Genomic DNA, 5,020 nt, shown 5'->3' with positions numbered 1-5,020 from the left:
CGCCGGGCGGACCCCCGCCCCCGGTCGGGCAGACGGTGATCGAGATCCCGGGTCTTCCGCCGATCACGGTGCCGGTGCTCGGTGCGCCGCCACCGCCGGCGCCACCACCGCCACCACCGCCGGGCTGACCCGGTCGGCGCGCCCGACGACCTGTGTCCGGTCAACGGTGGCGCTAGGCTGCGTACATGCCTTCTGCTTCACCGGGATCGCTTCTGAAGACCTCTGCCGCGGCCTCCGTCGGCACGCTGGTGGCCGGAATCGGCTACGCCTCGCTGATCGAGCGCAACGCGTTCGTGGTCCGGCAGGCCACCATGCCGGTGCTGACACCGGGGTCCTCGCCGCTGAAGGTGCTGCACATCAGCGACATCCACATGCGTCCGACGCAGCGCCGCAAGCAGGCCTGGTTGCGGGAGCTGGCCGGCTGGGAACCCGACCTGGTGGTCAACACCGGAGACAACCTGGCGCACCCCAGGGCGGTGCCCGCCGTCGTGCAGGCGCTCGGCGACCTGTTGTCGGTGCCCGGGGTGTTCGTGTTCGGCAGCAACGACTATTTCGCTCCCAAGCTGAAGAATCCGGCGAACTACCTGACCAACCCCAACCACCGCATACACGGGGAGCCGCTGCCCTGGCAGGACCTGCGGGCGGCGTTCACCGAGCGCGGCTGGCTGGACATGACCCACACACGGCGCGAGTTCGAGGTCGCCGGCCTGCACATCGCCGCGGCGGGCGTCGACGATCCGCACCTCAAGCGTGACCGCTACCCCACCATCGCCGGGCCGGCGAACGCGGCGGCGAACCTGACGCTGGGCTTGACGCACTCCCCCGAGCCGCGCGTGCTGGACCAGTTCGCCGCCGACGGATACCAACTGGTGATGGCCGGCCACACTCACGGCGGGCAGCTGTGCCTGCCGTTCTACGGCGCCATCGTCACCAACTGCGAACTCGACCGGTCGCGGGCCAAGGGTCCGTCGCGCTGGGGTGCGCGCACGCAGCTGCACGTGTCGGCGGGCATCGGCACGTCCCCGTTCGCCCCGTTACGGTTCTGCTGCCGGCCCGAGGCGACGCTGCTCACCTTGGTCGCGGCTCCCACCGGCGGATCGGACATCCAGACGCGGGAGGGACAGTCGCATCCGACCGTCTCCGCACGGTGAACCGACCGGCCGCGTCGGCGTGCCGCCAGTCCCGGGCGTGGGTGGACAACGCGGTCCGGCTGATCGAGGCCGACGCGCGGCGCAGCGCTGACACCCACCTGCTGCGTTACCCGCTGCCGGCGCGCTGGGCCGCCGACGCGGACCTCGCGCTGTACCTCAAGGACGAATCGACCCACATCACCGGCAGCCTCAAACACCGGCTGGCGCGGTCGCTGTTCCTGTACGGCCTGTGCAACGGCTGGATCAGCGAGGACACCACCGTCATCGAGGCCTCCTCGGGGTCGACGGCGGTGTCGGAGGCCTACTTCGCGGAGCTGATCGGGGTGCCGTTCATCGCGGTGATGCCCGAGTCGACCAGCGCAGCCAAGATCGCCTTGATCGAATCGCAGGGCGGCCGTTGCCATTTCGTCGCCGAAGCGGCTCAGGTGTACGACGAGGCGCAGCGGCTGGCCGATCAGACCGGCGGGCACTACCTGGACCAGTTCACCAACGCCGAGCGCGCGACCGACTGGCGGGGCAACAACAACATCGCCGAGTCGATCTACGAGCAGCTCGGTCAGGAGACCCATCCCGTGCCCGAGTGGATCGTCGTCGGTGCCGGCACCGGCGGGACGAGCGCCACCATCGGGCGCTACATCCGGTATCGCCGCCATCCCACCCGGTTGTGCGTGGTGGACCCGGAGAATTCGGCGTTCTTTCCCGCCTACGCCTCGGGTGACCGCAACGTCGTGACCGGCATGTCGTCGCGGATCGAAGGGATCGGGCGGCCGCGGGTGGAGCCGTCGTTCCTCCCCGAGGTGGTCGACCAGATGATGACGGTGCCCGATGCGGGTTCGGTGGCGGCAGCCCACCACGTCAGCCGGGTGCTGAACCGCCGCGTCGGCCCGTCCACGGGCACCAACATCTGGGGGGCGTTCAGCCTGCTGGCCGAGATGGCCGCGACTGGCTGCAGCGGATCAGTGGTGACGCTGCTGGCCGACAGCGGTGACCGCTACACCGAGACCTATTTCTGCGCCGAATGGCTGACCAGCCACGGGCTCGACCCGTCGGAGTCGGCCGAGGTGCTGGCCGAGTTCGAGCGGTCCGGCCGCTGGCTCTGATCGCGTGAGCCACGGGTCAGCGGTCCGTCGGAGGTCAGGTAGAGCCACAGCGCAGCCAGTGCGAAGAAGCCCAGGTACAGCGATGCGCCCAGCCCGGTCATGGCACACCTCGTTTCTTTGGTTCGTGTTTGTCAGTGTGCACAACGCCACCGACAGCCCTGTTCCTTCCCGCGGCGTGTCGGCGTCGGTGATACGCGTTTGGCTTCAACCTCGGCCAGTGCGATACGCTGTCGAGGCTTCACACGGGGTGTGGCGCAGCTTGGTAGCGCGCTTCGTTCGGGACGAAGAGGTCGTGGGTTCGAATCCCGCCACCCCGACTCGTGTGTTCGCTGGTAGAGGGCCCTGATCCGGTTTTCGGAGAGGGGTCTTTCTGCTGCTTCGGCCGGCCTGCTGCGGCCCGCCCACCACCACCCGGCCGGTACGCTCGGTCAGGCGCTGATGGCTCATCGGTGAGACGTCCCGGCGGGTGACGGCCGAACCTCGCCGATTCCGGGCACGACGCACGATGGGGGCTTTTGCGTGGCAACGAGGATCGACAGGCGGGTGGCGCTCGACGGTGACCAGCGGCTGCGCCGCGCCCGGCACCGCTGGACCGCGGTGCTGATCGGCGCGCTGTTGTTCGGCACTGCGGTCTACCTGCTGGCCGTCCACACGAGGACAGGGCAGCGCCTCGAGGACGCCGCACTGCGCGGGGCCACCCAGGTCGACGCCGACCTCCGTCAGACTGCGCTGGACATGTTCCACACCATCACGGTCACCTCACAGTTGGCCGCGGCGTTCCTCGTCGGCCTGATCGGGTTGCTGCGCCGACAGGTGTGGCTGGCCGTGGCGGGCGTCGGGGTGATCCTCGGCGGGCAGGCCGTGACGCAGGTGTTGAAGTACCACGTGCTGTCGCGCCCCGACCTCGTCTCCATCAACGGCACGTTCGCGGACAACACCCTGCCCAGCGGTCACACCACCGCGGCGATGTCACTGTTGTTCGCGACGTTGATCGTGATGCCGTACCGGTTCCGCGGGGTGGCCATGTTCGTGACGCTGACCTGGGCGGTGGGCATCGGCGCCTACACCGTCATCATCAGGGCGCACCGGCTCTCCGACACGCTGGCCGCCGACGCCGTCGCCCTCGTCGTGGCCTGCGCGGCGTCGCACTTCCTGGCGCGGACCGGCCGGATCCGGGCGGTCATCTCACCCGGCGCCGCACGGTTCACGCTGCGCACGGTGTTCGTCGTTCTCGTCGGTGCGGTCGGCGCGGCGAGCCTGACCCTCGGCCTGGTGCAGGTGCTCAACGCGGCCTCTGCTCATCTCAACGACCGGCCCGCCGAGTGGCACCTGTTCCTGGGTTCGCAGTGGCTGGCCGCAGCAGGCTCGATCGGGGCGGCACTGCTGTTCTGGTGGACGTGGCACCGCCTGGAGACCAAACGCAGCGGCGACCCGGTCAGCACCCGCTGAAGTCAGGCCGTCGGCTCGCCGGCGTCCTTGTCGACGTCGGGGGTGTCTTCGCGGTGCTTGCCCTCTTCTTCGGCTTCCCGCTTCGCGCGCGACGCAGTGGAGCCCTCTTCGTCGTCGTAGATCCCTTTTCCTCGCGTCATCGAGCCTCCTTTCAGCGTGAAGCGTCGCGGAGCTTGTCCAACAGCGGACCCGCCGCCTCCTCGAGGAACAGATCCTGATTCTCGTCACCGATCTGGACGAGCGCAATGTCGGTGAAACCGGCCTCCCAGTAGGCGCGCACGGCCTCGACGATGCCGTCGAGATCGGGTCCGCACGGAATGGACTCGGCGACGTCCTCGGGCCGGACGTACTGTGTCGCCGCGGCGAAGCCCGCGGTGGTCGGGATGTCGGCGTTGACGGCCCAGCCGCCGGAGAACCAGCGGAACTGGTCGTGTGCGCGTGTGACGGCGGCGTCGCGATCGGGATCCCAACACACGGGGATCTGACCGATCACCCGGGAATCCTCTGCCAGACCCGTCGCGCGGCGCCGGTCGTGCCACCCGGCGACCAGATCCTTGTCGGGCTCGGTGGTGATGAGGTGGTCGGCCAGCGCGGTGAACTGCTCCACCGAGCGCTCACCGGACACCGCCGCCGCGATGGCCACCGGAACCTCGGGCACATCCCAGATACGCGCCGAGTCGACCTCGAAGTAGTCGCCCTTCCAGTCGACCAGCTCGCCGGTGAGCAGTTCCCGGATGATCCGGATGGCTTCGGCCAGCATCTCCTGGCGGCGAGCCACGGTCGGCCAGCGGTGACCCACGACGTGCTCGTTGAGGTTCTCCCCGCTGCCCACGCCCAGCGTGAACCGGCCGTCGGCCAATATCTGCATCGTTGCCGCCTTCTGCGCGACGACGGCGGGGTGGTAGCGCATGGTCGGGCAGGTGATGTAGGTCATCAACTCGACGCGCTCGGTGGCGTGGGCGACGGCACCCAGCATGGACCACGCGTAGCACGCGTGGCCCTGCGAGGAGAGCCACGGGAAGTAGTGGTCGCTGCTCACCTCGAAGTCGAATCCGGCCTGCTCAGCCGAAACGGCATAACGGACAAGGTCTTTGGGTCCACTCTGCTCAGTCATCAGGGTGTAGCCGAATCGGGTCATGCGCACCCGGGTACCCGGTTGACCGACACCAAAACGGCGGCTGCTCGCCGCCGCCCCGGCGGTGTCGACGTTGTCAATCGTTGCCGGCGTCGACAAGATGGTGATCATGACCCATGACGCCGGCGGCTACGGCCCACCCCCGGGCCCACCGCCCGGGTACGGCACCGCGCCTGGTTTCTGCC

Annotated in this window: 5 protein-coding genes and 1 tRNA gene; 4 read left to right on the top strand and 2 right to left on the bottom strand. The window is 69.1% G+C overall.

What is annotated here, in order from left to right:
* The first annotated feature begins 185 nt into the window (after nt 1-185).
* From J3476_RS26295 to J3476_RS26280, 4 genes are all read left to right on the top strand, one after another.
* A complete protein-coding gene (locus J3476_RS26295) occupies nt 186-1,151 on the top strand; it encodes a metallophosphoesterase (RefSeq protein WP_207069225.1) in 966 nt (321 codons plus the stop codon).
* On the top strand, nt 1,148-2,251 hold the full coding sequence (locus tag J3476_RS26290; RefSeq protein ID WP_207069224.1) for a PLP-dependent cysteine synthase family protein: 1,104 nt from the start codon (nt 1,148-1,150) through the stop codon (nt 2,249-2,251). The genes J3476_RS26295 and J3476_RS26290 overlap by 4 nt, the downstream gene beginning before the upstream one ends.
* Nucleotides 2,252-2,494: 243 nt before the next feature.
* Nucleotides 2,495-2,568 (top strand) — tRNA-Pro (locus J3476_RS26285).
* 202 nt (nt 2,569-2,770) lie between these two features.
* A complete protein-coding gene (locus J3476_RS26280; protein ID WP_286183810.1) occupies nt 2,771-3,700 on the top strand; it encodes a phosphatase PAP2 family protein in 930 nt (309 codons plus the stop codon).
* Between the two features lie 2 nt (nt 3,701-3,702).
* Here J3476_RS26280 and J3476_RS26275 read toward each other — a convergent pair whose 3' ends face one another.
* Both J3476_RS26275 and J3476_RS26270 read right to left on the bottom strand, forming a co-directional pair.
* Complete coding sequence (locus J3476_RS26275; RefSeq protein WP_173012127.1) at nt 3,703-3,840, bottom strand: hypothetical protein; 138 nt, start codon at nt 3,838-3,840, stop codon at nt 3,703-3,705.
* Nucleotides 3,841-3,851: 11 nt separating this feature from the next.
* Nucleotides 3,852-4,838 carry an LLM class F420-dependent oxidoreductase gene (locus tag J3476_RS26270; RefSeq protein WP_207069223.1) on the bottom strand — a complete coding sequence of 329 codons (987 nt, stop codon included), beginning with the start codon at nt 4,836-4,838 and terminating at the stop codon, nt 3,852-3,854.
* Between the last annotated feature and the right edge of the window lie 182 nt (nt 4,839-5,020).

It is taken from the genome of Mycobacterium sp. PO1 (assembly GCF_017312405.1).
In the GTDB taxonomy this organism is placed as follows: Bacteria; Actinomycetota; Actinomycetes; order Mycobacteriales; family Mycobacteriaceae; genus Mycobacterium.
Note: the sequence above shows the minus strand (reverse complement) of the source record. Positions and strands in the feature narration are given on the sequence as shown.